Here is a 22,490-nt window from a genome sequence, read left to right as displayed (position 1 = left end):
GCGTCGCGAGGTTGTTTCGGCTGCCGGCCGGTCAGGGGACGATCGGTCTCTCGCGCTGGTTGCCGAGCGTCGACGCCAGGAGCTGCCGTTCGGCGCGTCGCAACAGGTCAGACATCGACGGCTGCGGAATGCCGAGCTCGTCGGCGAGTTCGTCTGCCGACACTGCTCGCGGCGTCTCGTAGTACCCTCGGGAGAGAGCGAGCGTTGGTGCCTCCTCCTGGCGGTCTGTGAGTCCAAACGCGGACCGTCCATCGTCGGCGACGAGCCCGTTGGTGATCGACTGGAGGTCGGCCGTGATGCCATTCTCCTCGCAGACCGACTGAAACTCCGAGAGTGTGGCGTAGCTCTTGAACGCCTTCGTCTCGTGCCAGCCGTCCCGCTTTACCGTGGGCGGCTCGATCGTCGCGCCGTCGAGGTCAGTATCGTAGACCCGCTGGAGACCCTCGCCGACCTCGCCGTCGAGGGGAACGGAGAAGTGGTACGTAGGACGAGTTGGCGGTGAGTACCCCACCTGCGTAAGACGAGCTTGCGCGGAGGAACTACGGGAGAAACGATTGCTGGGGGGTAGTTCGTTCGGAGTACCGGAGGACGGCGCGTGCGTCGCGGGCCAGTTCCGGAAATGCGGGCGAGACGCCGCGACCGGACGGATGAACGCGAAGGATCTGGCGCGTGCGTGATAACGCGGCGTTTCCCTCGCCGGCGTCGAAACACCCTGTGATTTCTTATTGCCGACTCGGGCGAACGCCGGGTGGAGATGAGCGACCAGCAACCACCAGAAGAACCCGAACAGAGCAGTGAGTACGAGGTACTCCCGACCTCGCGGCGGCGATTCCTCAGCGTCGCGGGCGCAGCCGGACTCCTCGCGGGGGCCGGCGGCCTCGCCTATGGGTCCCAGCAGACCGCCTACGAGTTCGGCGGGGAAGTCGCCGGCTGGCAGGGGCAGTCGCCGGACGAGATCGCGGACGAGACGAACCCCACGCTCGAACTTCAGGCGGGCACCGAGTACGAGATAACGTGGGAGAACCTCGACGGCCAGCCCCACGACTTCGTGATCCGCGACGAAAACGGCGAGGAGCTCGTCGGGACGGACGTGTTCAGCGAGGAAGGCGAGACTCACTCGTTCACCTTCACGGCGAGCGAGGAGATGGCCGAGTACATCTGTACGGTCCACCCGACGAGCATGGTCGGGGACATCGAGGTGAGCGCCGGCGCGGGCGGGACGCCGACCGAGGACGGCACGCCGACCGGCGACGGAGAGACGCCCGCTGGGGCCGACGGGTTCGTCCCGGAGGGGCCGTCCGTGGGCGTCGAGCAGGTCGCCGACGGGCCCCTCGTCAACCCCGTTACGCTCCGGTCGGTGCCCGGCGAAGAGAACACGTACGTCCTCGTGGACCAGCCCGGACAGGTGTACGTCCACGGGGAGGACGGTCTCGAGGACGAACCGGTCCTCGACATCGCCGACAGGGTGCTCATGGAACCCGAGGAGCGCGATGGGTTCGACGAACGGGGGTTCCTCGGTCTGGACTTCCACCCGAACTTCGAAGAGACCGGCCAGTTCTACGTGCGGTACAGCGCGGCGGAACCCGCCGGTGACGGTCTGGTCGGTCCCGGTGACCGGGAGTTCCCCGACGACTTCGACCACATCGAGGTGCTCTCGGTGTTCGAGACCGACGGAGACCAAGAGTTCACGTCTGTGGACCCCGACTCGGAGGAGGTCATCCTCGAGGTTCCCTCGCCGCAGTTCAACCACAACGGCGGCGAGGTGGTGTTCGGACCCGATGGGTACCTCTACACGACCATCGGTGACGGGGGCAACGCTCACGACATCGGGCTGGGCCACGTCGAGGACTGGTACGACGAGAACGAGGGCGGCAACGCCCAGAACGTCGAGGCGAACCTCCTCGGGAAGGTTCTCCGTATCGACGTGGGCGCGGCCGGAGAGACGACGGGGACGGCGACGGGCACCGAAACGGCGACTGCCCCGCCGACGGATGGCGAGGGGACAGCCACGACCGCCGGCGGCGACCTGCCGTACGAGATACCGTCCGACAACCCGTTCGTGGGCACGAGTGGCTACGATGAGATATACGCCTACGGCCTTCGGAACCCGTGGCGGATGTCGTTCGATGGCGACACGCTCATCGCCGCTGACGTCGGGCAGGCGCTGTTCGAGGAGGTCGACGTTATCGAGAACGGCGGCAACTACGGCTGGAACGTGAAGGAGGGGTTCCACTGCTTCTCTCCCGAAACCCCGACCGAAGTGCCCGCGGAGTGTCCGGACAGCGAACCGGACGAGGCTCCGTACGACGGGAGCGAGTTCGTCGACCCGGTGCTCGAGTACCCCCACCAGTATCAGAACCAGTCGGTCGGCATCTCCATCACCGGGGGGTACGTCTACGACGGCGATGCCATCAGTGAGTTGTCTGGCCAGTACGTCTTCGGCGACTGGAGCGCCAGCTTCGTCGAGCCGCAGGGCCGACTCTTCGCCGCGATGCCCTCGGAGACGGCTGCTGACGGAGAAGAGACGACCACCGGTACTGCGACGCCGGCCGAAACGACAGCGACGGAGACTCCGACCGAGTCGCCAACCGCCACGCCGACGGCCGACGGAACCGCGACGGAGACGGCCAGCGAGGGGGCAGGGGAGAACACCGAACCGGATGTCGAGGTCACGCCGCCCGATGAACAGCCTTGGCAGTGGTCGGAACTCGTCGTCGAGGGCGGCGAGAACGGCGAGTTGAACCGGTACGTCCAGGCGTTCGGGCGCGACGCCGACGGCGACGTGTACGTACTCGCCAGCCGGACCGGGCGCCTCCTCCAGGAGGCGGGCGAGGTGTTCCGTCTCGTCCCCGCCGGCGAAGGCGAGGAGGTCGAAGTCCCCGATATCGAAGTCCCCGAGGGCGACGACGAGGAGACGGACACGCCTGAAGACAGTGGAGAGACCCCGGGAACGGAGACTCCGACGGACACGCCCGAATAGGCGATGCCAGGAGACAAGACGCTCGGAGACGGGTCTGACGACGAGACATCGGCCGGAGAACACGCCGGGGACCGTGCCGAACCCCGGGAACGCGGACGGTGCTACCCACTGTCACCGTTCTCTCTATCTGCGCTGGAACTTATGCAACAGAGGCTGTCCACATTCCATATAGCGGTATAATATTTATAAATCCAAGAAGTCCCAGGATTCGCCTTGACGAGGGTTGAAGACCCCGTTTTCTAGCGAAACGTAGAATTATAGAGTGGTCGTGATTACCCCAATAATCACGACCACTTTGAAGTATCCCGCCGCCGTCGGGGGAGCACGAAACGTGGAACCGCGCGAGGAGGTCCCCAGCCCTGGGAAAAACCAGCGAACATCACCATCCACCAGTCCGTGTCGAGAGCACTGCCAATAAGACATAATAGCTTCTGATACAAACCGATACTCAAGATGCCGATCTCGAAAGACGAGTTCCGGTCTATCGACGAGGACGGACCGTCGCTCCCCGACCTCGCGCCGGACACCACGCAGGGTGCGGTGTATCGCTTCCTCCTCGAGCACGCCGACCAGGCGTTTCGCCAGCGGGAGATCGTCGACGCCGTCGACGTGCCTGAGGGGAGCGTCGGCCCCACACTGAAGCGACTCGAGGAACACGGGCTCGTCGACCACCGCGACCGGTTCTGGACGATCGCCGACGCCGAGCACGCGGTCGCGTCGGCAGGGTTTCACGGCGCCGCCACGGCCGACGCCATCGACGGCGGGTTCTCCGTCGACGACGTCGAGACCTGGATGGAAACCGCGGTCGACCCTGTCGATTCAACGGCCGACCAGGACGACGAGGAGTCGTGATATCGGATGGCTGACCGCGGAACTGTAGTCTGGGCCCCCGATCCGTTCGAGACGGACGGCGGCAACCCCCGCCCGTGGCTGGTCGTTTCCGGCGAGCGAATGCCCTACCCCGACGAGGAGTCGATCGCCGTCGCATTCACCACGCAGTCCCACCACGCAGGCAGCTTCGCCGTGCCGAGCGAGGCGTGGGTCCGTGGCGAACCAGGGCAGCAGAGCTACGTCTTGCCCTGGACGGTCGCCACGCTGAAAGACGGGATCCACGTCGTCGGCCGGCAGGGCTCGGTCACCGACGAGTTCACCGAACAGGTCACGGCGGCCACGATCTCCTACCTGGACAACCCGGAGGCCGTTGACCCCGCATGATCGACGAGACAACCGGACGAGAGCCCGCAATGCGACCGTTGCGAAGCTCCTTCGACCGCTATCTTCAGGACAAGGGGAAGGGTCGCGGCGGCGAGGGCGGGAACTACCGGCGGAACGCCGCCCGCGAACTCGGACGGTTCGCCGAGTGGGCCGCCGGCGACCGCGGCGACGACTGTACCGGGATCGTCCCCGACGACGCCGACCGGGAACCGACGTTCGAGGACCTCGACGAGCGCGTCTTCCGCGAGTACGCCCGCCACCTTTCCGGCGACCGCGGACTCAAGCAGAACACGGTCCAGACCTACTACCGGTACATCTCGGCGTGGTGCGGCTGGTGTGTCAACGAGGGCTACCTGGAGGCCCACTACGCCCAGCGGGCGAGCGCGACCGCGCCGATTCCGGAGGACGACGGCCGCAAGCCGGGCGACCAGCAGGCCTGGACATCGGAGCAGCGTCACGCGCTCACCCGCCACGTCGACGAGCAGGCGCGCGAGTCCATCGAGGCATACACGACACTCCCGGAGGACACCGACCCGTTCGACAGGCAGCGGGCGCGCTACGAGGCGCTGAAGGCGGCCCGCGACCGGGCGCTCGTGGTCGTCCTCGCGTACACCGCTGTACGGGTGGGTGAACTCCTCCGGGACCCCGACGACCCCCGCCGGCGCGGCGTCCGGTGGGAGGACATCGACCTCGAGGACGGGAGTATGGACGTCTACCGGAAGAAACAGCAGTGGGACGCCGCCAGCCTCCCCGACCCGGCCATCTCGCCGCTGCGGAGCTACCGGACGCTGACGTCCCCGCCGACGGAGCGGTGGCCGGTGTTCCCGACGTTCGACCGGCGGACGCTGTCGGAACTCGTACGGGAGGGGCTGGCGGACCGGGGGCTGGGACCGGACGCGATCGCCGAGCGGCGCGGGGCGCACGCTCGCGACCTCCTGCTGGCGCTCGACGAGGACGTCCGGCCGCCGTCGATCACGACGGACGGCGCGCGGTCGATCCTGCGGCGACTCTCCGACGAGGCGGACGTCGACGTCGACCACCCGAAACACGACTACCTCGCACCCCACGGCGGGCGCCGCGGGATGGGCGAGGTCCTCGTCCGCGCGTTCGGCTACACGGTCGCGGCCCGCTACCTGGACAACTCCGAGGAGATGGTCCGCGAACGCTACTCCCACATCGAAGCCGGCGAGCTGGGCGACGTGGCGACGGAGGCGCTCGACGAGATCGACCCGACCCCGAGGGACGACACGTAGCACCCGCTCCCGGGGGAGCGACGACCCGTCGTCTCGGGAGGACACACCGACGCCATCGGCCGCGAGCACCGGACCGCGACCCCCGGAAACGCTTTTGACCGTGCGGTGTGATACCAAGACGATGGAGACCTCACACCGGACGGACGATCCCCTCTCGCGGACGTTGCGGGAACACGTCCTGGAACCGCTCTCGACGGCCGAGGAGGTGGTCGAGGCGGAGCGTGCGGAGGTCGAAGCCGAGCGGCGGGCGTACGTGCGGTTCGCCGATCGAGTCGGGGGAATCGACACGGTGAGCAGGCAACCTGCGGGAGCGAACCGGACACGACAGCTGACCGACTCGTCGCCGCGGCGGGTCGAGCGAGTCCGTAGCGCCTTCAGGGAGACGGTGATGAGCGTCGACCACTACGAGGAGGTGTACGGCGAGTCGCTGGTCGAGCACGCGGCGGCCGAGCTCTCGGCGGACGTGGCGACCGGGTTCCGCCGCGAGGGCGGCGCCCGGTTCACCGAGTTCTACAAGTCGACGCTGGTCTCGGCCGTCGAGGAGGCCGTCGGGTGGCGCGAGCGCCTCGTCGACCAGCTCGACGAGGAGCTGGCGTCGCTCGACCGGAGCCGCGACGCGGTCGCGGACCTGCTCGACCGCTGGGAGGGTCCCGGACCGGCCGAGGGCGTCGAGTCGGACCTGGACGACCTCGCCGAGCGGCGCCAGGACCTGGTCCAGCGCCGCGACCCGCTCTCGGGCACGGACGGCCACGAGCTCTGTCAGTACGTCTACGCCGACGCCGAGTGGACCTATCCCGTGCTCACCGCGGTCGCCCGTGTGCGGACGGCCGCGCTGTAGCCGCGGGGACGAGCGGCCGTCGCCGGCGGTCGGCCGGCGCGGTCGCCCGCTCGGTCACGGGAAGCGGAAGACCGGCTTGCAGGTCTCGCCGGCGAGGAAGGCCTCGAACGCGGCCGACGGGTCGTCCGCGTCGAACGACCGGTCGGCGACCGCCTCGACCGGGACCTCGCCGCGCTCCATCAGCCGGAGCGCCCGCTCGAAGTCCCGCCACAGCGAGCCGTAGGAGGTGGTGATGTCGACCTCGCCGCGGACCGCCTCCGTGAGCGCCACCTCGCTGGTCTCGTTGGGGATGCCGACCACGACGACCTGGCCGCCCTTGCGGACGTGCTCGACGGCCGTCCCGGCGCCGCTGTGGTGGCCCGTCGCGTCGAACACCACGTCGAACCCGCGGCCGTCGGTGACCGCCTCGGTCCGCTCGCCGAGGTCCGCATCGTCGAGGTCGACCGTCGCGATCCCCAGGTCCTCGACCAGCGGGAGCCGGTAGTCGGCGTCCCGGCCGAGCCCGGAGACGACGACGTTGGCGCCCAGCGAGTCCGCGACGGCCGCGACGAGCACGCCGATGGGACCCGGTCCCTCGACGAGCACGTCGTCGCCCGGCCGGGTCGCCGACCGTTCGAGGACGGCCCGCGTCGCGATGCTCGTCGGCTCGGTCACGGCCGCGTGGCCCAGCGGCACGTCGGCCGGGACGGCGTGGAGGTGCTCGGGGTCGACGGCGACGAACTCCGCGAAGGCGCCGTCGCGGTGCATCCCCGTGATCGAGAAGTTCCGGCAGACGTTGGCCTGGCCGTTCTGACACTGGAAACAGGCCCCGCACTCGTGGATCGGCTCCTCGACCACGGGGTCGCCCGCCCGGAACTCCTCGATCTCGCTCCCGACCTCGACGACCCGCCCGCTGTACTCGTGGCCCATGACCCGGGGCAGCTTGATCCACTCGTAGCCGCTGTCGTAGACGTAGGCGTGGGCGTCGCTCCCGCAGACGCCCGCCGAGTGGACCGCGACGAGCACCTCGCCGGCGCCGACCGAGGGGCGGTCGCGCTCCTGCAGTTCGACCGAACGGGCGTCGGTGTGGACGATTGCCTTCATTGGTCCGACCGAGAACTACACGCAACGACCCCTCGGAACGGCTAATACCTTGCGGGTGAACCGGGACGCCAGTCGTCGGGGCCGAGGCAGTACATGCCGGTCCCGGCCAGCCGTTCACTGGAGGACGTGCCGGCGGAACGACCGGCCGGCGAGCCAGGTCCGGTCCGCTTCGGAGAGGCCGTCGACGCGGTCCAGCCAGCGGAGGCTCTCGCCGTAGGTCGCCACGTCGCTGACGTTCGGGTAGTCCGAGCCCCAGATCACCCGCTCGCGGCCGAACTCCGCTACGAGCCACCGGACGTGGTCGTGCACGTCCGCGTAGGGGAACGCCGCGTCCGAGACGTGGGGCGTCTCGGAGACTTTCACCGCGACGCCGTCGTACTCGGCGAGGTCGGCGAAGCGGGCGAACGACCCCTCGTCGGTCGGCGTCGCCGGGCCGGCGCGGGCGAAGTGGTCGAAGAGGTAGGTCAGCCCGGGGTAGGCCTCGACCAGTTCGAGCGCCTGGTCGAGCTGGCGGTGGTTGCAGAGGATCTGGACGGCCGCGTCCGTCTCGACCGCGGCCTCCCAGAAGGCCCGCTCCTCGACGGCGTCGCGCAGCCACGTCGCCTCGGGGTCGAACGTCTCCCACATGCGGTCGTAGGGACAGGCCGCCCCGAGGCGGACGCCGACGACGCCGTCGACGGCCATGCACTCGCGCAGGTGGTCGGCCGCGCCCTCGGCGAAGGGGTCGACCATCACGACCCCGTACAGCCGGTCGCTGTCGGCGACGACCCGGCGAGTGTAGTAGTTGTCCGTCCACTCGGGGAGGGGGTAGCCGACGACGACCGCCTCGTCGATCCCGGTCCGGTCCATGTCGCCGAGGAGTCGGTCGGCCGTGTAGACCGTGTGGGTGTCGAACCCGTCGACGTCGTCCACCAGCGCCGCGTTGACCCACGGGTGGGCCTCGCTCGGCGGCCCCCAGGCGTGCGTGTGGGTATCGAGCACCATACCCGCCGGGACGGCCGACCGCGCCCTAAAGGTTGGCCCGCTTCCTCACCTTGCAGGCCCCAGCGGCGCGGTTATCCCGGCGTGCACCGTACGCGGTGCATGGTTCGACTACGAACGGTCGCGGGCGGTCTGGCCGGGCTCGCCGCCGCGGCGGGCGCCTGGACGCTCTACCAGCGGTCGGTGACGGACACCGTCCCATACACGACGGTCGCCAGCGTCGACGACGTGGAACTCCGGCGCTATCCGGCCGCGGTCGCGGTCGAGACGGTCGCGCCCTCGCGGAGCGACGCGTTCCGGCGGCTGTTCGGGTACATCTCGGGCGAGAACGAGGGCGACGCGGAGATCGCGATGGCCGCGCCGGTCGAAGTGGCCGACCCCGAGGCCTCTACGGACACGGGGCCACGGGCGGTCGGGCGGAGCGGTGGCCGGACCATCTCCGTGACCGCGCCCGTCGAAGCGGTGCGGACCGAGGCGGGCGTCCGGATGGCGTTTTTCCTCCCCGCCGAGTACGACTACGAGTCCGCGCCGCTGCCGACCGCCGACGCGGTGGAACTGGTCGCCGTCCCCGAGCGGACGCTGGCGGTCCGGCGGTTCCGCTGGCGACCCACGGACGAGCGGGTCGCCCGCGAGGCCGACCGGCTCACTGCGACGCTGGAGCGGGCCGGCGTCCCGGTCTCGGGCGACCCCTTCTTCATGGGCTACGACGGTCCCGGCGCGCTCCCGATGCTCCGGCGTAACGAGGTCGCGGTCGTCGTCGACGCCGACTAACCCAGCCGCTCGACGAGCGGGTCGAAGTGGCCGAGGCCGACGACGGCGACCACCTCGCCCTCCCGCCGGAGCGCCCGGATCCGGTCGGCCATGTGCGCCTCGCGCGTCTCCGAGCGGATCCGCGAGGCGGGCGGTTTCTCGAAAGCGTCGAGGACGGCCGTCGCCGCCCCGGCCTGGCGACGTTCGTCCTCGGCCTGTCGCTCGGGGGGGTCCGCGGCGGTGATGTCGTACTCCGTCCGGGAGCCGACGGTCGGCGACAGCGGCGTCCGGCGCGCGACGGCGGCCGCGACCCGGCAGGCGACCGCCGTCCGCGTCACCGACGCGACGCCCCTGAGCGAGCGGGCGACCGTCCCCGCTGCGGGACGCTCCCGCGCGAACCGCGCCGCGAGCTGCCGGCAGAACCGGCGCGAGGGGCCGTCGATCCCGACCACCCGGTCGGTCTCCGCGGCCGCGATCGCAGCGCTCATCTCCCCGCCGAAGGCCAGCGGGTCGGTCCCGCCGGCCGCGTGGGCCTCGTACAGCCCGACCGCCAGCGGCGGGAGTTCGAGCGCGAGCACGTCGGGGCGGCGCCGCTCCACGACCCCGCTCACCCGCGCCACGCTCGCGGGGTGGTCGTGGACCACGCCGACCAGCGTCACCCCCTCCTCGAGCGTCGTCTGATACGCCGATCCCAGTCGCGGGTCCCCGGACGCGTCGTCGGTCATTGTCCCCTCATCGGTTCGGTAGCGTCGGCGTACTCTCCGAAAGGTGAACGTAATAGTGTTGCGTTTCCGCTCGGACTGCTGTAATTATTCGAACACAGGTATCGAATATCGAAAGTACGGTTCGTTACGTCTGTGTGCGCGTTTTTATGTATTTAGTTACCAGCTTCGTTTCTGATACTAACTCGTAACAGGCGTATTCGTCGTTCGATTCTGAATACGACACCGGGTCTGAGCGGTCGGTGTAGCTGGGATACGGTCGGGTGTCGACGCGCGGGAACGGTCCGGGGAGGAGTTACCCGGATATCGACCCCTCAGCCCGATAACACGCCGTTATGTTCGATATAAGCTCTATTACAAAGAGGGCGACGCGAGTAGCCCGAGGTGAAGACCCATGTACGGACTCACTGCGGTCGGCGCCACGGCAGTCGGAATCGGGACGATCCCCTTGCAGTTCTTCACGGGGAACTTCATCACGCTGGCCATCGCGTTCTTCCTGCTCGCCATCGTGGCGGCGGTCCTGGGCGCCCGCGGCGTCGCGGGGCTGAGCATGGAGATCGCGAAGTGGCTGGTGCTCATCTTCCTCGTGCTGGCGGTCGCCTCGCTCGTGCTGTGACGGGGGTTACTCGGCGGCCCGCGTCAGGGTCCGCCGGCGGAACGTCGCGAGCCGGTAGCGCGTCACGAGGGCGGAGTAGACGACCGTGGCCGCCGCGACGGCGGCGAGCAGGGGAAGATACGACCCGTGGACGAGCGCGTTCGCCACCTGCGCCGCGCCGACGACGAGCGGTCCGAAGGTGAAAAGCGCGGTCCGGAACGGCGTCTCGTGGCACATCTGCCGGAACGACGGCTGCTCTCGCGCGGCCATTAAGGGCGGCTTTCGAATCGACGCGTAAAACGGCTTCGGTCGCCCCGCCTCAGATCCGGGGCGACTGTTCTCTCACCGTGGTCGCGAGCTTGTCGAGTTCGCCCGTCAACAGGACCAGCGCGTCGTCGAGCGTGACGATCCCCTGGAGCCGGCCGTCGTCGTCGACGACCGGGAGCCGGCGGATTCCCTCGTCGCTCATCAGCTGCAGCGCCTCGAAGATGGTCGTCGAGGTGTCGACGGTGATCGGGTCGCCGTCGGTCAGCTCCTCGGCCGACCGGTCGGCGACGTCCGGCGTCTCCGCCAGCGCGAGCGCGACCGAGCGGTCGGTGACGACTCCGACCGGTCGCCCCTCGTCGACGACGACGACCGACCCCACGTCGCGTTCGCCCATCTCCGAGACCGCGGTCCGGACCGGCGTGTCGCGCTCGACGGTGACCACGTCCTCGGCGACCACGTCGTCGACAGTGACCGGCCTGAGGAGCGGTCGCCCCGGCCGGGCCCGGGGGCGAGACTGCGGCTGGGACTGGGGCTGGCGCTGGGGTGTCCCCGGCTGTGTCCCGGCCGTCCCCCGGGAAGCGGCGGCCTGCTGGGACGCCGCGGGTTGCCGAGGTGGAGCAGCCTGCTGAGGCGGTGCGCCCTGCTGGGGCTGTCCCGACTGGGGCCGGCTCCCCTGTGATGGTGGGCCCTGCCGGGCCCCGTACTCCGGCCCCGGCGGCTGTTGGCTCCCCGACTGCTGAGGCCGCTGGGGTGACTGCGGTTGCTGGGACTGCTGATGGGACTGCGGTTGCTGGGGCTGCTGGTGGGACTGCGGTTGCTGGGGCTGTTGGGATCGCTGGGGCGGTTGTCCGAGCGGGAAGCCCTGGGTGAACTGCGGCGGTCGCTGTGCGCTGCCTCGCTGCTGTCGTGCCCGCGGGTCTGACGGGTCGCGGCCCTGATTCGGTGACATAGTGATCGTCGGCGCGGACGCTCGCCGGCCGACGGGAACCCGTCCGCCCGGCCGGTCAATAAACCCCGAAGACCGTCCGCAGGCCGCCCCCTCTCGGACCCGCACCCGACGGATCGATCCGGCCCTGCTTACCGGCGAGTACGCGGTCGAAACCAACGGACGGCGACAGGTCAGGACCCTGCCAGGGGAGTTGCTTATACCGGTCGATCCCCTAGGGACCTCGACCGGCGACCGCCCCCGAGATCGGCGGTCCGCCGGCGTCCACCGTGGGATCGAGAAACATGAGCACCCACAACAACGCGGTCAGATCCGTCGCACCGTCCTACCCCGACGCCGAGCCGGTCGGCCCCCACCTCGTCATCGACAAGACCGAGTGGGTCCCCGGCCGCCACCCCGAGTCACACCGCGGGTTCGAAGACCAGCGCGGCTACCGGGAGTCGTACTACCGCTGTGTCGTCTGCGGCGCCGAGCGGCTCACGAGAGACGACCTCCCCGAGGAGTGTCCCGGCCGGCGCTGAGCCGACCGTCCTCGACCCCGACCACCCGTCGACCCCGACCGCTAGGGTTCCGACCGCTCGGCGGCGCTGTGCGGACGCCGACACCGAACGCATCCGGTAGGGGCCGACAAACCGGTCGAATCGTCACGCTATTTTATGCGTCACGGCGGGCAACCGATCCGTGTCAGCGCGCTTCACGGCTGGCGCTCACCCATGAGTTCCGACGACACCGACCCCGGTCGCGGCGCGGAGCGCGAGGCCGGCCGGTCCGAAGCGGACGCCGACGACGACAGCGGCGGCCAGCCCCGCGACCCCGAGACCGGACAGTTCCTGCCGAAAGACCAGCGAGAGGACACCGAGGACAGCGACGAGTCCGATACCGGGACGGCAGGGGCGGAGCCGAACGGGGACGACGCCGCCACGGAGCGGGAGCCGCCGGGCCGAGACTCCGCCCCCGACCACGGTTCCGGCTCCGTCTCGGACCCCGGGTCCCGGCGGTCCGGGGCGGGTCCGCGGACGGAGCCGCGGCTCCGCATCACGCGGGTCGCCGTCGGGGACGACAGCGGTCGGCCCCCGGACCGATCGGGAGCGTCCGGCGCGTCCCCCCTCCCGCCGTCGCTCCACCTCGTGCCGATGCAGGTCCAACTCACGGGCGAACGAGTCGATACCGGGCCGGCAACCGGCGTTCCCGTCGAACACGGTGGGGGCGCCGGCCGGCCGCGACAGCCGTGACTCGTCGGAGGGGGAACGAGCGATCCGGAAAGCCGGGAACGGGCGACGACCAGCCCGCGCTCCGCGTCAGGCCGAGCCGACGTGGGCCTCGATGGCCTCGACGTTTCGCACGTTCGACTTCCAGGCGGCGTCGACGAGCGTGCCGAGGACGGGGATCGACCCGACCGCGAGGTCGACGCCGATCCGGCCGAGCATCACGGCGACCGTCCGCTTCGGGACGCCGACCGCGACGGCGGCGTAGACGACGTACAGCGAGGCGACCGCGGCGACCAGGTCGCCGGAGAACGGCACGATCCCCAGGATCGGGTCGAGCCCGACCCGGTAGCCCACCACCGGGATCCGGACCGACTCGTCGAGCAGCGTCGCAACCGCCCGGGCGCGTTCGATCGTCGCTTCGTCCGCCGCGCCGGTCACGGCCGAGCCCGACTTCGGGATGGCGCTTGCCATGGGCGCGGTTGGGGCCGGACCCGATTAGGTGTTCCCCCGGCCCCTGCGCCGCCGGGACGGAGCGCGGTTCGGAGCGGGCGACCGACGCCCCGGCGGTGGCAGAGTGAACACCGTGCGGAGGAAAGCGCCGTCGTCAGTCGGCCTCGTGGCGGATGCGCGGCGACACGTCGTGGTCGCGGCGGTGGATCTTGTGGTACAGCGCGTTCGTGATGACCGTCTCGTGGGCCCGGCGCAGCCGCTCGGAGAGCGCCTGGTGGGACACGTCGAAGTGCTCGGCCAGCTCCTCCTGGTTGACGGTCCGGGGCACCTCGTAGTAGCCGGCCTCGTAGGCGTCGACAAGCGTCTCGTACTGCCGCTCGGTCAGCCCGAGGTGGCCGTACTCCGAGGCCTCCGAGAGGCGGTTGACCCGTTCGAGCTCCAGGTCGATGCCGAAGTCCTCGCAGAACTCGCGGGTGGCCGAGACCAGCTCGTGGTCGGGGAAGAAGACCTGGAGGTGCCAGGTGCCGTCGCGGCCGCAGGCGTCGAGGATCGTCGCGTCCTCCTCGGCGACGATGGAGACGAACACCCGCACCTTCGCCGCCCAGTCGACCCTGAACAGCGCCTCGCCGTCGAACTCCGAGAGCAGCGTCACGGACTCGGTGGTCGGGTCGTCGGCCAGCGCGTCGCGGACCCGGGCGGCGTCGTCGCAGCCGGCCCAGACGAACGGCATCACGTACTCCGACCCGTGCGCGACGAGTCGCACCATGCGGATCTCCGTCGTCGGGACCCTCGACAGCGCCTCCGCGAGCGCGAACTGGTCCGCCGGGACTGTCGCCTCGACGATCGTGCTCATCGGGTAGGCATTCGCAGGCACCAAGAAAAGAACACGGCGCCTACGCAAGCCGGAATCGATCGGCCCGATTCGCCCGCCCGTCGCGCGATTCCCGCCGAGCCGGTGCCGGACGATAGGGCCGGCTTACCCGCGACGCTGGGCCGCGGCTCGCCGGCGGGATCCGGTCGCACTGTGACCGTGCTGGCGCGAGACGATCGATGGGCCGACCGCCGGAGACCCGGGGCCCACAGCCGGACGGCGCGGCCCTCGTCGCTGGCGCGTGCAAGCCGGCGGGCTATCCGGCGAGCGCCCGAACCGTCCACGAATGGACATCTCGGAGGCCCTCACGACCGAGTACCGCGAGTTCGACCCCGAGACGCCGGTGTCGAAACTGCTCGGCGCCTTCCAGACCCACCGGGACCCCGCGCTCCTGATCGGCGGCGGCGACGGGGTCGCGGGCGTCGTCACGCGGAAGGCGCTGGTCAGCTCCCGCCACGACCCCGAGGAGAAGGCCCGGTCGGTCATGCGCGATGACGTGCCGGGCGTCGACCGCCGCGACGACATCCGCGAGGTCGCCCGCCGGATGGTCGAGAGCGAGTACCCGCTCGTCCCGGTGTACGACGGCGAGGTCTTCGAGGGCGTCGTGACCGCCGAGAGCGTCGCCGCCGCGACCGAACCGTTCCTCGACGCGCTCGACGTGAGCGACGTGTACACCCGGGACCTGCGGTCGGTCGAACCCGAGACCACCGTCGGCGAGGTGATCCACCGGCTGCGCGTCGAGGGGATCTCCCGCGTCCCGGTCGTCGACGAGGCCGGCGACGCGGTCGGGATGGTGAGCTACTTCGACCTCCTCGAGTTCGCCGTCCGACAGACCGACCAGCAGCAGGGCGGGTCGGTCGAGGGCTTCGGACGGGGCGGCGCGAACTCGACCGACGCCGAGCGGGCCGACCAGGGCTACGGCGAGCGCGCCGGCGTCGAGCACCGACTGCTCGACATCCCCGCCCGCGACGTGATGAACGAGCCGGTTGCGACGACCGGCCCGACGACCGGCCTCGACGACGCCGTCGGCGAGATGCTCGACGACGACTACTCGTCGCTGGTCGTCGAGGTCCCCGCCGAGGGCGTCGACGGCATCGTCACCCTGACCGACGTGTTACGCTCGCTCACCTGGACCCCCGACGAGGGGACGCGCCTGCAGGTGTTCGGCGCGCGCTATCTCACCACCATGACCCGCGAGGAGGTGGCCGACCTGATCGACGGCGTGACGGACAAGTTCGAGGAGATGGACGTGATCGAGGCCTACGTCGTCCTCCACCGGCACAAGGAGCGCCAGCGCGGGTCGCCGCTCATCCAGGCGACGATCCGGCTGTTCACCGACCGCGGCCGCTTCGCCGGTACCGGCGAGGAGTACGGCGACGCCCCCGCGATCCGGAGCGCCCGCGACAACCTCGAACGCACGGTGCTCGACGAGAAGGGCAAGACGATGGGCGAGCGCCGCGGCGAGCGCTCCGCCGAGGACGCCGAGCGGCTGCTCGGCTGGTGGCTCGAAGCCTGACGACCGACTCGCGCCTCGTTCCGCACACAATCACATTCGGGCCTCGACGACTCGATTCGCCCGGTCGACGACACTCAATACACCAATGGACACAGTATCTAAGATGCGCGGCCTGCACCCGAACAGCGAGATGGCTATCATCGGCTACGTCATCGGGGCGCTGATCGCTCTGGCGATGCTGCCGCTGCTGCCCTTCTTCCTCCTGTACCTGCTGGCCGACTGGCTGACCAGCGTCGGCCGCGACCCCGAGTACTGAGCCGGCGCCCGTCGCCTCACTCGCCGTCGGCGATGTCCTTCGCCACACGGAGGTCGCGTTCGAGCATCGGCTCGATACCGTCGTCGTAGAACGTCGCCGCGGGGTGGTACGTCGGCAGGACCAGCCGGCCGTCGACCTCGTAGGTCTCGTCGCGCAGGTCTCCGACGGCCTCGTCGGTGTCGAGGACCGCCCCGCTGGCGACGGCCCCGAGCGTCACGACGACAGCCGGGTCGACCTTGGTCAGTTCCGCGTCCAGCAGCGGCTTCCAGACGCGGCGCTCGTCGGCCGTCGGGTCGCGGTTCTCCGGCGGCCGGACCTTCACGAGGTTGGTCACGTAGACGGTCTCGCGGTCGATCCCGACCGTCTCCAGCAGGCCGTCCAGCCGGCTCCCGGCGCGGCCGACGAAGGGTTCGCCCTCCGCGACCTCCGTGGCGCCGGGCGCCTCGCCGACGAAGGCGATCTCGGCGTCGAGCGGGCCCGCAGCGGGGACGAACCGCTCGTCGTCGCGGTGCTCGTCGGGCACCACGTCGAGTTCCGCGGCGAACGTCGCCTCGAAGTCGAGCTCGGACACGTCCCCGGTTGGGCGTCGACGGTAAACGGGCTTTCGCCGGCGGGAGCCAGTCGTTCCGTCCCCTCCCGTCGAGCGCGGCGACTGCCTCGCGGACGGTCGCGCCCCGTCGCCGCCGACCGCCGCGCCACGCCGTGGCGATGCCCGGGACCAGACCTTTCCGCGTCGCTCGGCTAGCCGGATCGATGCCAGACGACGGCGACTCGTACGACCCGGACCCGGAGCGCGTCCAGGAGAGCGCGGTCGACCGCCGCCGCGAGCGCGACGAGATCGTCGAGGACGAACTCGGCCGCGTCGGCGACATGCTGGGCGAGGCCAAGTACCCGACCACCTCGGAGGAGCTGGCCGTCGAGTACGGCGACGAGCAGATCGACCTCGCCAACGAGACGGAGTCGCTGGGCTCCGTCTTCGACCGCCTCGTCGACGAGCGCTTCGAGTCCGCCGCGGAGGCCCGCGAAGCGATCTACCACGAGCTGACCGGCGAGGCCGCCGGCCCCGAGGAGTACAACGACGAGCGGCCGATCGGTCCCATCGACGACGACGAGCGCGACGGCGGCATCGAGCGCGAGGGGACGACCCCGGTCGACCCGCGGGCGGACCCCGAGGACGAGAGCGCCGAAGGCGGGGGGAACGCGGGGGACACGAGGGAGGGACAGTGAGCGGCCGCGACCACCTCACCGAGGCGGACGTGGGCAAACCGGTCGTCCACGACGGCGAGCGGGTCGGCAGAGTGGTCGACTACGAGAACGAGACCGCGTTCGTCGACCCCAACCCCGGGGTCGCCGAGACCGTGGCCGCGAAGCTCGGCGTCGAGGACCACGGGAAGGAGGCGTTCCCGCTCCAGCGCGAACTCGTCGCCGGGATCGGCGACGAGGCGATCCGGCTGAAAGCGGAGATCTGACGCGACCGGTCACGACCCCGTCCGCGTCAGGCCGCCTCGCCGCCGTAGTCCTCCTCCGCCGTCTCCTCGTCTTCGAGGACGACGGGGCGGTTCTCGTCGACGGCCGCCTCGTCCTCGCGGTAGATCGCGGCCAGGTCCTTGCCCTCGAACTCCTCGCGGAACTGCTCCCACGAGATCTCCTTGAGGTCCTCGTCGCGGTCGCGGAAGCCGACGCGGAGCAGTCCGCTGTCGCCCTCGCCCTCGCTCCCGGGGACGTGGGCGGGGTAGCCGTCGCGCTCCTCGATGACGCTGCGGGCGAGCGTCGGGTCGGTCGTGTGCCGGACGGCCGACTCCTCGGAGTGGTCTGACGCCATGTCTCGACGGTGGGGCGGCGGCCACTTAGGGCCACGGCCGAGCCCGAGGGTCGGCGTAGAACGGACGACTCAGGGATGTCGGAGCCGGAACCGTGGTGACCGCGGTAGGTGATCGCGGTACCCCGCCGCTCGCGCGGCGCTCGGGGCTTGCACACCCACCGTCAATGTTGATGACAGGTCGTTACGTAGCGGGCGAGTGCCTATGAGCCAGAATATCCAGCACCAGCAGTCAGGCCAGTCCGGCAGCAGTTCCGGGCAGACACCCGCCGGCGGCCAGTCGGCGGCCGCCGGCCCCGTGGGACAGGTGTTCCCGACGCGGAACTACCTCCCCGAGGCCGTCCGGACGACGAGCATCAGCGCGCTCACCCAGTGTCTCGCGGACCTGACGGCGATCAACATGCAGCTCAAGACGGCCCACTGGACGGTCAAGGGCCACGAGTTCTACCAGCTCCACGAGCTGTTCGAGGAGCTGATCGAGACGTTCGATCCCCACATCGACGCGGTGGCCGAGCGCGTCAGCGCGCTGGGCGGCCGGCCGCCGGGCACGGTCCACGAGGTCGCACAGGCGACGGCCGTCCAGCCGTTCCCGCGGGACACCTACGACGGGATCGCGCTGGTCGCCGCGCTGGCCGACCGGATGGCGACGCTCGACGCCAACCTCGCCGAGCAGATCCGGATGGCCGACGAGGGGGGCGACCTCGACACCGCGGACCTGCTCAACGAGGTGTCCCGCGACGTGTCGAAGTCGCTGTGGTTCCTCGAGGCGCACCTCCAGGGGGCGCCCGGCACGCACGAGCAGTACGAGCAGGCGTCCGGGATCTCGACGGGCGCGATGACCGGCCAGCCCTCGCCGAACTCCCAGTAACAACCCGACTGCGACTGGGCCCTCACCGCCGCTCGAACCGGGCCGTCGCTCGAATCGCCCCGCCGCTCGAACCGCACCCCTTCCCGAACCGAACAGCCACCGACACCGATGCACCCGCCGTCTCACAGCACGCGACCGCACCGCCGACCAGCCACCGGGCCGCCCGCACGGGAGGAGTGCCGTGGTTGACCTCGGGTACGCGCTGTCCAGCGAGGAACACCCGCCGGACGACCTCGTCGACCACGCCGTCGCCGCCGAGGAGACCGGCTTCGAACACGCGCTGGTCTCCGACCACTACCACCCCTGGGTCGAGCGCCAGGACGAGGCGCCGTTCGCCTGGAGCGTCCTCGGCGCCGTCGCCCGCGAGACCGACGACCTGCGCGTCGGGACCGGCGTCACCTGCCCGTACCAGCGCTACCACCCCGCGGTCGTCGCCCAGGCCGGCGCGACTGTCGCCGACATGTTCGACGGCCGCTTCTTCCTCGGGGTCGGGACCGGCGAGAACCTCAACGAACACGTCACCGGCGAGGGGTGGCCGGCCTTCGACGTGCGCGCCGAACGCCTCGAGGAGAGCGTCGAGGCGATACGCGAGCTCTGGACCGGCGAGAACGTCACCTACCGCGGCGACCGCGTCACCGTCGAGGACGCGAAGCTGTTCACTCTCCCCGACGAGACGCCGCCGATCTTCGTCTCCGGCACCGGTCCGAAGTCGGCCGCGATGGCCGGGGAGATCGGCGACGGGCTGGTCAGCACGGCGCCCGTCGGCGAGTTCGTCGAGCGGTTCCGCGAACACGGGGAGGGACCCCGCTACGGCCAGGTGACCGTCTGCTACGCCGACGACGCGGCGTCGGCCCGCGAGACGGCCGCCGAGTACTGGCCCAACGGCGCCTCGCCCGGGTCGATCAACTGGGAACTGCGGACGCCGAAGGACATCGAGGGAGCCACCGAGCGCGTCGACGAGGACCTGATCGCCGAGGAAGTCGTCTGCGGGCCCGACGCCGACGACCACATCGAGCAGATCGAGGGGTTCGTCGACGCCGGCTTCGACCACGTGTACGTCCACCAGGTCGGCCCCGACCAGTCGGCGTTCTTCGAGTTCTACGAGTCCCAGGTGCTCCCCTCGTTCCGGTAATCCCCCGATTACGCCCGGTCCCGCACCCGAACGGACACAAGGAACTTGACCGAGGCGCGACAGCCACCGGGCATGGCAGAGGCCTCAGACGGCGACAAGATCGTCCACCGCGAGTTCGACACCGACCAGGACGACCCGGCGACGGCGGTGGCCGAGACGGTCGCGGACCTCCGGGGGGAGGAGACGACCGACCTCGCGACGATGTACGAACAGGTCGACCACATGATCGACCACCTCTTCTCGACGCCGCCCTCGAAGGACGCGCAGGTGCAGGTCGAGTTCACCTTCGAGGGCTACCGGATCACGGTCGACCAGGACGGCACGGCGCGGTTCGTCGCGGTCGACTGACCGCGATCCGGCGGCGGTCGCGGGCGACGTGAGTGGCCCGCAAACAGAGTTATCCACGCGGGACTCCAACGGGACGTATGAGCGGACGAGGAGAGACACCGACGGAAGAATCGGACGCCGAAGCGACCGAGGAAGCCACCTCGCTGTCGTTCGGACAGACCCTCTACGACAAGGGGGGCCAGCCCGTCGGGAACGTCCGCGGGATGGAGGAGGGCGGGGTCTTCGTCACCACCCGCGAGGGCGTCGAGGGGCTCAGCGTCGAGCACGCCCGCTCGGGCCACTCGTTCGGCGAGGCGGAGCTGATGTGGCGCTGCACCGTCTGCGGCGAGATGGGCGAGATCGACGAGGGGCTGCCCGACCGCTGTCCCGGCTGCGGCACCGAGAAGGAGGCCCTGATGTACTGGACGGAGGACTGACCGGCCGGAGCGAGCTATCGATTCGACGCCGTTCTCCGACGTTCCAGCCCCGTCAGCCGCGCCGTCGCTCGAAGACTCGCGACAGGAGAACTCGAAACGAGGGTCGAACCCGGACCGTGATTCTGGTTCGACGAGCGCGTTTCGGACCGGCGGTGTCGTCTACTGGCCGCCGGGTCCGTAGGGGTCGCCGGACTGACCGCCGGGGAACCCCTGGACCTGCTGTTGCTGGGCCATCCCGCCGCCCTGGCCGGTCGGGGCGCCCGGCGGCGCGCCGCCCCGACCGGACTCGGGCGCGGGCGCCCGCTGGCCCCGGCCGCTCGCCTGGAGCATCTCGTCGGGGACGACGAACCGGAGTTCGGTGATCGGGACGAAGCCGGCGGCCCGGCGCTCTTCCTCTTCCGCCTCTTCCTCGTCCTCGCCGCGTGTCTCGCGGCCGGGCGAGTCCTGGTACAGCAGGACGCCCGAGTCGATCGCCTCGAAGTCGGTACACTGGATGGCCGTGCCGTCCTTACAGACAACTTGCATCGTGAGACACCACCGGCGCTTGGCCGGCGCGACGCATAAGTATCGGCGAGCTAGCACGCCCGTCGCCGACGGGTATCGTCGGGTTACTCTATTCGCCCCGAGCCGATGGCGGTGGGACGGCCCTCAGGGCGCCCTATCGGCCGTGAGACTGCCGAAATGCACTCAGGCGTTGTCCGCCGGCGGCTCCGCCTCGCGCTCGCCCTCGCCGACGACCGCGGGCCGGGCGGCGGGCCGCTGGCTGTCCTGCATCGTGCCGCTCGGCGGCTGCTCGGCGGCCGGCTGCTGCTCGGCGACCTGCCGGGGATCGGCCGTCGGTGCCCGCCCGGCCGGCGTCGGCGTCTGTCCCGTCGCCATCGGCGATCGCGGCTGGGGTGCCGGCTGTCCCACCTGGGTTACCTCCTGTGAGGGCTGTCCCGCCGGCGCTCGCTGGAGTGGGACCTGCTGGCTCGGCCCCTGCTGGCTCGGCCCCTGCTGGCTCGGCGGTTGTTGCGGCGTGCCCTGAATCGGTGTCTGCTGGGCGGGTGCCTGCCGAGTTGGCGGTCCCTGACCCGGCGGCCCCTGTGTCGGCAGCTGTCGGGACGGGATCCACTGCGCCGGCGACTGTTCGGGCTGATACGACTGTGAGGGCTGCGCCGGGGGCTGTGGCGGCTGTGCGGGGGGCTGGGATGACTGGGCCGGTGGCCGCGGGGCCTGAGCGGGCGGCTGGGCGTATCCCGCCGGACCGGGGGCGTCCGCGGGCGGTCCCGCGTTCGGTGATCCCTGCGGAGCCGGCTGCGGGTTCGACGCCGCGACCGACTCCGCCGGCGTCCGGTAGCCGGGCGGCGCCCCCGCCTCCGCCCCGGCGTTCGCCGTGGCCTGTCCGTCGCCGGCCATCCCGGACGCGAACTGCTGGGTTGAGTCGAGGCCGCGCTGGCCGGCCGTCTCCACGTTTCGGATCCCGCGTTCTGTCAGCTCCGAGGTGTCGCGGGCGGCGCTCTCGACCGTATCGAGGTAGGAGTCGAGCGCGTCGCGCGTGAACTCGACGCTCCGGGTGCCCATCCAGTTGCCGATTTCCAGCCCGTCGAGGACGAGCTGGGCGGCGTTGCGCTGGAGCGCCACCGACTGCTGGAGCGGCAGCTCGACCGCCTGCTCCATGGCCCGCTGGCTGTTCTCGAGTGTGTTCCGCTGGAGTTCGATCGCTTTACTGACGAGTTGGTCTGTCTGGCTCATGGGTAGATCTGGGCGAACGTGCAGTACCGACGGCGAGCTCGGGCGTTCGGAACCACAGCGCGACCCCGCGAGCGCCGCCGTTGCACTCGGGGCGAACCGCGGGCCACCCATAAATCGCGCCCACCGTTCAGCGACGCCGCCGCGTTTCGGCGGGGCTACGCGCCGGAAACGGGACTGTTCCAAGCGACGCGACGGTCGAAACGACCGACACGCCGGAGACGCCGTTCGCGGCGCGGGCGGCC

The 22,490-nt window shown here is 70.5% G+C and carries 29 protein-coding genes; 17 read left to right on the top strand and 12 right to left on the bottom strand.

Going from position 1 to position 22,490, the window contains the following annotated elements; genetic code table 11:
• Positions 1-31: 31 nt before the first annotated feature.
• A complete protein-coding gene (locus E3328_RS22275; RefSeq protein ID WP_167837504.1) occupies positions 32-511 on the bottom strand; it encodes a helix-turn-helix domain-containing protein in 480 nt (159 codons plus the stop codon).
• A 243-nt stretch (positions 512-754) separates the two neighbouring features.
• Between E3328_RS22275 and E3328_RS20625 the strand changes: the two genes are divergently transcribed.
• From E3328_RS20625 to E3328_RS20605, 5 genes are all read left to right on the top strand, one after another.
• A complete protein-coding gene (locus tag E3328_RS20625) occupies positions 755-2,980 on the top strand; it encodes a PQQ-dependent sugar dehydrogenase (protein ID WP_135366541.1) in 2,226 nt (741 codons plus the stop codon).
• Positions 2,981-3,433: 453 nt separating this feature from the next.
• A complete protein-coding gene (locus E3328_RS22410) occupies positions 3,434-3,832 on the top strand; it encodes a helix-turn-helix transcriptional regulator (RefSeq protein ID WP_209452254.1) in 399 nt (132 codons plus the stop codon).
• A gap of 6 nt (positions 3,833-3,838) precedes the next feature.
• Entirely contained in the window at positions 3,839-4,195 is a 357-nt protein-coding gene (locus E3328_RS20615) for a type II toxin-antitoxin system PemK/MazF family toxin (protein ID WP_209452253.1), read from the top strand.
• A 29-nt stretch (positions 4,196-4,224) separates the two neighbouring features.
• Positions 4,225-5,448 (top strand): tyrosine-type recombinase/integrase, encoded by a 1,224-nt coding sequence (locus tag E3328_RS20610; protein ID WP_246023076.1) that lies wholly within the window; start codon positions 4,225-4,227, stop codon positions 5,446-5,448.
• A 121-nt stretch (positions 5,449-5,569) separates the two neighbouring features.
• Complete coding sequence (locus E3328_RS20605) at positions 5,570-6,286, top strand: DUF7260 family protein (RefSeq protein WP_135366539.1); 717 nt, start codon at positions 5,570-5,572, stop codon at positions 6,284-6,286.
• Positions 6,287-6,340: 54 nt separating this feature from the next.
• On the opposite strand, the gene E3328_RS20600 is transcribed toward E3328_RS20605, so the two are convergent.
• Both E3328_RS20600 and E3328_RS20595 read right to left on the bottom strand, forming a co-directional pair.
• Positions 6,341-7,369: a zinc-dependent alcohol dehydrogenase gene (locus E3328_RS20600; RefSeq protein ID WP_135366538.1), complete on the bottom strand. Its 1,029-nt coding sequence runs from the start codon at positions 7,367-7,369 to the stop codon at positions 6,341-6,343.
• Positions 7,370-7,483: 114 nt separating this feature from the next.
• Positions 7,484-8,350 carry an amidohydrolase family protein gene (locus E3328_RS20595; RefSeq protein WP_135366670.1) on the bottom strand — a complete coding sequence of 289 codons (867 nt, stop codon included), beginning with the start codon at positions 8,348-8,350 and terminating at the stop codon, positions 7,484-7,486.
• A gap of 102 nt (positions 8,351-8,452) precedes the next feature.
• On the opposite strand from E3328_RS20595, the gene E3328_RS20590 reads away from it, so the two are divergent.
• Positions 8,453-9,121: an SOUL family heme-binding protein gene (locus tag E3328_RS20590; RefSeq protein ID WP_135366537.1), complete on the top strand. Its 669-nt coding sequence runs from the start codon at positions 8,453-8,455 to the stop codon at positions 9,119-9,121.
• Here E3328_RS20590 and E3328_RS20585 read toward each other — a convergent pair.
• Positions 9,118-9,825 carry a hypothetical protein gene (locus tag E3328_RS20585; RefSeq protein ID WP_135366536.1) on the bottom strand — a complete coding sequence of 236 codons (708 nt, stop codon included), beginning with the start codon at positions 9,823-9,825 and terminating at the stop codon, positions 9,118-9,120. The genes E3328_RS20590 and E3328_RS20585 overlap by 4 nt on opposite strands.
• A 391-nt stretch (positions 9,826-10,216) precedes the next feature.
• Here E3328_RS20585 and E3328_RS20580 point away from each other — a divergent pair, with 391 nt between their 5' ends.
• Complete coding sequence (locus tag E3328_RS20580; protein WP_135366535.1) at positions 10,217-10,438, top strand: DUF1328 domain-containing protein; 222 nt, start codon at positions 10,217-10,219, stop codon at positions 10,436-10,438.
• Between the two features lie 6 nt (positions 10,439-10,444).
• Here the strand turns inward: E3328_RS20580 and E3328_RS20575 are convergent, their stop codons facing one another.
• Positions 10,445-10,687 carry a hypothetical protein gene (locus E3328_RS20575; protein ID WP_135366534.1) on the bottom strand — a complete coding sequence of 81 codons (243 nt, stop codon included), beginning with the start codon at positions 10,685-10,687 and terminating at the stop codon, positions 10,445-10,447.
• A 49-nt stretch (positions 10,688-10,736) separates the two neighbouring features.
• The gene (locus tag E3328_RS22270) at positions 10,737-11,141 is read right to left on the bottom strand and encodes a CBS domain-containing protein (RefSeq protein WP_167837503.1); all 405 of its coding nucleotides are present in this window, start codon (positions 11,139-11,141) and stop codon (positions 10,737-10,739) included.
• Positions 11,142-11,914: 773 nt separating this feature from the next.
• Between E3328_RS22270 and E3328_RS20565 the strand changes: the two genes are divergently transcribed.
• Positions 11,915-12,151: a hypothetical protein gene (locus E3328_RS20565; RefSeq protein ID WP_135366532.1), complete on the top strand. Its 237-nt coding sequence runs from the start codon at positions 11,915-11,917 to the stop codon at positions 12,149-12,151.
• 192 nt (positions 12,152-12,343) lie between these two features.
• Complete coding sequence (locus tag E3328_RS20560; RefSeq protein WP_135366531.1) at positions 12,344-12,862, top strand: hypothetical protein; 519 nt, start codon at positions 12,344-12,346, stop codon at positions 12,860-12,862.
• Positions 12,863-12,928: 66 nt separating this feature from the next.
• Here E3328_RS20560 and E3328_RS20555 read toward each other — a convergent pair whose 3' ends face one another.
• Together E3328_RS20555 and E3328_RS20550 are read right to left on the bottom strand one after the other, a co-directional pair.
• Positions 12,929-13,309 (bottom strand): DUF4112 domain-containing protein, encoded by a 381-nt coding sequence (locus tag E3328_RS20555; protein ID WP_135366530.1) that lies wholly within the window; start codon positions 13,307-13,309, stop codon positions 12,929-12,931.
• A 133-nt stretch (positions 13,310-13,442) separates the two neighbouring features.
• Entirely contained in the window at positions 13,443-14,141 is a 699-nt protein-coding gene (locus E3328_RS20550) for a helix-turn-helix domain-containing protein (protein ID WP_135366529.1), read from the bottom strand.
• A gap of 304 nt (positions 14,142-14,445) precedes the next feature.
• Here E3328_RS20550 and E3328_RS20545 point away from each other — a divergent pair, with 304 nt between their 5' ends.
• Positions 14,446-15,675, top strand: a complete 1,230-nt coding sequence (locus E3328_RS20545; RefSeq protein WP_135366528.1) for a CBS domain-containing protein — start codon at positions 14,446-14,448, stop codon at positions 15,673-15,675.
• A gap of 34 nt (positions 15,676-15,709) precedes the next feature.
• Positions 15,710-15,931 (top strand): DUF7535 family protein, encoded by a 222-nt coding sequence (locus tag E3328_RS22265; protein ID WP_449404993.1) that lies wholly within the window; start codon positions 15,710-15,712, stop codon positions 15,929-15,931.
• Between the two features lie 16 nt (positions 15,932-15,947).
• Here the strand turns inward: E3328_RS22265 and E3328_RS20540 are convergent, their stop codons facing one another.
• A complete protein-coding gene (locus E3328_RS20540; RefSeq protein ID WP_135366527.1) occupies positions 15,948-16,502 on the bottom strand; it encodes a uracil-DNA glycosylase in 555 nt (184 codons plus the stop codon).
• 182 nt (positions 16,503-16,684) lie between these two features.
• Here E3328_RS20540 and E3328_RS20535 point away from each other — a divergent pair, with 182 nt between their 5' ends.
• Both E3328_RS20535 and E3328_RS20530 read left to right on the top strand, forming a co-directional pair.
• A complete protein-coding gene (locus E3328_RS20535) occupies positions 16,685-17,158 on the top strand; it encodes a DUF5789 family protein (RefSeq protein WP_135366526.1) in 474 nt (157 codons plus the stop codon).
• On the top strand, positions 17,155-17,400 hold the full coding sequence (locus E3328_RS20530; protein WP_135366525.1) for a PRC-barrel domain containing protein: 246 nt from the start codon (positions 17,155-17,157) through the stop codon (positions 17,398-17,400). The genes E3328_RS20535 and E3328_RS20530 overlap by 4 nt, the downstream gene beginning before the upstream one ends.
• A gap of 26 nt (positions 17,401-17,426) precedes the next feature.
• On the opposite strand, the gene E3328_RS20525 is transcribed toward E3328_RS20530, so the two are convergent.
• Positions 17,427-17,753, bottom strand: a complete 327-nt coding sequence (locus E3328_RS20525) for a hypothetical protein (protein WP_135366524.1) — start codon at positions 17,751-17,753, stop codon at positions 17,427-17,429.
• Between the two features lie 202 nt (positions 17,754-17,955).
• Here E3328_RS20525 and dps point away from each other — a divergent pair, with 202 nt between their 5' ends.
• From dps to E3328_RS20505, 4 genes are all read left to right on the top strand, one after another.
• Positions 17,956-18,618, top strand: a complete 663-nt coding sequence (gene dps / locus E3328_RS20520) for a DNA starvation/stationary phase protection protein Dps (RefSeq protein WP_135366523.1) — start codon at positions 17,956-17,958, stop codon at positions 18,616-18,618.
• 181 nt (positions 18,619-18,799) lie between these two features.
• Positions 18,800-19,750, top strand: a complete 951-nt coding sequence (locus E3328_RS20515; RefSeq protein WP_135366522.1) for a TIGR03557 family F420-dependent LLM class oxidoreductase — start codon at positions 18,800-18,802, stop codon at positions 19,748-19,750.
• 72 nt (positions 19,751-19,822) lie between these two features.
• Positions 19,823-20,098 (top strand): HalOD1 output domain-containing protein, encoded by a 276-nt coding sequence (locus E3328_RS20510; RefSeq protein WP_135366521.1) that lies wholly within the window; start codon positions 19,823-19,825, stop codon positions 20,096-20,098.
• Between the two features lie 77 nt (positions 20,099-20,175).
• Positions 20,176-20,514: a DUF7130 family rubredoxin-like protein gene (locus tag E3328_RS20505; RefSeq protein WP_135366520.1), complete on the top strand. Its 339-nt coding sequence runs from the start codon at positions 20,176-20,178 to the stop codon at positions 20,512-20,514.
• Between the two features lie 159 nt (positions 20,515-20,673).
• Here the strand turns inward: E3328_RS20505 and E3328_RS20500 are convergent, their stop codons facing one another.
• Positions 20,674-21,039: a hypothetical protein gene (locus E3328_RS20500; RefSeq protein ID WP_135366519.1), complete on the bottom strand. Its 366-nt coding sequence runs from the start codon at positions 21,037-21,039 to the stop codon at positions 20,674-20,676.
• Positions 21,040-21,201: 162 nt separating this feature from the next.
• Positions 21,202-22,248, bottom strand: a complete 1,047-nt coding sequence (locus E3328_RS20495; RefSeq protein WP_135366518.1) for a hypothetical protein — start codon at positions 22,246-22,248, stop codon at positions 21,202-21,204.
• Between the last annotated feature and the right edge of the window lie 242 nt (positions 22,249-22,490).

The sequence above is a fragment of the Halosimplex halophilum genome (assembly GCF_004698125.1).
Lineage (GTDB): Archaea > Halobacteriota > Halobacteria > Halobacteriales > Haloarculaceae > Halosimplex > Halosimplex halophilum.
This window is presented reverse-complemented; position numbering and strand designations above follow the sequence as displayed.

Excerpts from the sequence above, each read along its gene's own strand:
- E3328_RS22410 (WP_209452254.1), top strand. The coding sequence starts at position 3,434 with ATGCCGATCTCGAAAGACGAGTTCCGGTCTATCGACGAGGACGGACCG.
- E3328_RS20605 (WP_135366539.1), top strand. The coding sequence starts at position 5,570 with ATGGAGACCTCACACCGGACGGACGATCCCCTCTCGCGGACGTTGCGG.
- E3328_RS20610 (WP_246023076.1), top strand. The coding sequence starts at position 4,225 with ATGCGACCGTTGCGAAGCTCCTTCGACCGCTATCTTCAGGACAAGGGG.
- E3328_RS20565 (WP_135366532.1), top strand. The coding sequence starts at position 11,915 with ATGAGCACCCACAACAACGCGGTCAGATCCGTCGCACCGTCCTACCCC.
- E3328_RS20495 (WP_135366518.1), bottom strand. The coding sequence starts at position 22,248 with ATGAGCCAGACAGACCAACTCGTCAGTAAAGCGATCGAACTCCAGCGG.
- E3328_RS20560 (WP_135366531.1), top strand. The coding sequence starts at position 12,344 with ATGAGTTCCGACGACACCGACCCCGGTCGCGGCGCGGAGCGCGAGGCC.
- E3328_RS20575 (WP_135366534.1), bottom strand. The coding sequence starts at position 10,687 with ATGGCCGCGCGAGAGCAGCCGTCGTTCCGGCAGATGTGCCACGAGACG.
- E3328_RS20505 (WP_135366520.1), top strand. The coding sequence starts at position 20,176 with ATGAGCGGACGAGGAGAGACACCGACGGAAGAATCGGACGCCGAAGCG.
- E3328_RS20510 (WP_135366521.1), top strand. The coding sequence starts at position 19,823 with ATGGCAGAGGCCTCAGACGGCGACAAGATCGTCCACCGCGAGTTCGAC.
- E3328_RS20580 (WP_135366535.1), top strand. The coding sequence starts at position 10,217 with ATGTACGGACTCACTGCGGTCGGCGCCACGGCAGTCGGAATCGGGACG.
- E3328_RS20550 (WP_135366529.1), bottom strand. The coding sequence starts at position 14,141 with ATGAGCACGATCGTCGAGGCGACAGTCCCGGCGGACCAGTTCGCGCTC.
- E3328_RS20525 (WP_135366524.1), bottom strand. The coding sequence starts at position 17,753 with ATGGCGTCAGACCACTCCGAGGAGTCGGCCGTCCGGCACACGACCGAC.
- E3328_RS20545 (WP_135366528.1), top strand. The coding sequence starts at position 14,446 with ATGGACATCTCGGAGGCCCTCACGACCGAGTACCGCGAGTTCGACCCC.
- E3328_RS20555 (WP_135366530.1), bottom strand. The coding sequence starts at position 13,309 with ATGGCAAGCGCCATCCCGAAGTCGGGCTCGGCCGTGACCGGCGCGGCG.
- E3328_RS20500 (WP_135366519.1), bottom strand. The coding sequence starts at position 21,039 with ATGCAAGTTGTCTGTAAGGACGGCACGGCCATCCAGTGTACCGACTTC.
- dps (WP_135366523.1), top strand. The coding sequence starts at position 17,956 with ATGAGCCAGAATATCCAGCACCAGCAGTCAGGCCAGTCCGGCAGCAGT.
- E3328_RS20625 (WP_135366541.1), top strand. The coding sequence starts at position 755 with ATGAGCGACCAGCAACCACCAGAAGAACCCGAACAGAGCAGTGAGTAC.
- E3328_RS20615 (WP_209452253.1), top strand. The coding sequence starts at position 3,839 with ATGGCTGACCGCGGAACTGTAGTCTGGGCCCCCGATCCGTTCGAGACG.
- E3328_RS20600 (WP_135366538.1), bottom strand. The coding sequence starts at position 7,369 with ATGAAGGCAATCGTCCACACCGACGCCCGTTCGGTCGAACTGCAGGAG.
- E3328_RS20590 (WP_135366537.1), top strand. The coding sequence starts at position 8,453 with ATGGTTCGACTACGAACGGTCGCGGGCGGTCTGGCCGGGCTCGCCGCC.
- E3328_RS20585 (WP_135366536.1), bottom strand. The coding sequence starts at position 9,825 with ATGACCGACGACGCGTCCGGGGACCCGCGACTGGGATCGGCGTATCAG.
- E3328_RS20535 (WP_135366526.1), top strand. The coding sequence starts at position 16,685 with ATGCCAGACGACGGCGACTCGTACGACCCGGACCCGGAGCGCGTCCAG.